This window comes from Parabacteroides goldsteinii DSM 19448 = WAL 12034, from assembly GCF_000969835.1.
In the GTDB taxonomy this organism is placed as follows: Bacteria; Bacteroidota; Bacteroidia; order Bacteroidales; family Tannerellaceae; genus Parabacteroides; species Parabacteroides goldsteinii.
Map to the genome: position 1 here is coordinate 1,352,548 of NZ_KQ033912.1, position 678 is coordinate 1,353,225.

At 38.2% G+C, this 678-nt stretch carries 1 protein-coding gene; it reads left to right on the forward strand.

Annotation, left to right across the window (positions count from 1 at the left end):
- Positions 1–25: 25 nt before the first annotated feature.
- On the forward strand, positions 26–678 hold a 653-nt coding region (locus HMPREF1535_RS05190), incomplete at its 3' end, for a FimB/Mfa2 family fimbrial subunit (RefSeq protein WP_046145490.1).

A 678-nucleotide genomic window follows, 5' to 3' on the forward strand; every position in this document is an offset into this window, starting at 1 on the left:
TTTAAGCATATAAAAAATTAAGGTCATGAAAAAGGGTAGAATTTTCACAAATTGTTTGTTTATTGTTTGCACACTGATGGCAGCAATTTCTTTCACTAGTTGTTCCGCTGATAGCGATTCTTCTTACTCAGGTATTGATGAAAGCGTAATTAAAAATGCTGATTCTCAGACTGAGGCTCCTTTTTCTGTTGTACTGAAAGCTTATTCCGATAACAAAGATATCACCGTTAAGGGTGACGTAGACCAGACTACTCTGTTCGTTTTTGATCAGAATGGTGACTACTACACACAAGTGTCTCTTGACAAAACTTATTTGCTACAGGCAAAACCGGTTGAGATCAGCTGTCCGGGTTCAAAACAGATCACAGTTGTTGCATGGGCAGGTCTTTCTTCCGATAGCGAAAATATCAGCGCCATGAGCAAAGCGAATATTATTTCCGACCTACAGGTTAGCCTGAAGCAGAATAACGGCGTTGCAGCCGCTTTACCGGGAGATTTATTCTACGGACAGATTACTTTAAAGAACACTGCTACCAAGGCTGGTGTTGAAACTCTAAAAATCGAACGTAAAGTTTCTTCTATTTCCCTGATTACAAAAGGCGTTATTAAAATGCTTGATTCCAGAGAAGGTAATTTTTATTACAAAGTAAAGAAAACAAAAGCTTCTTTTGATCACAA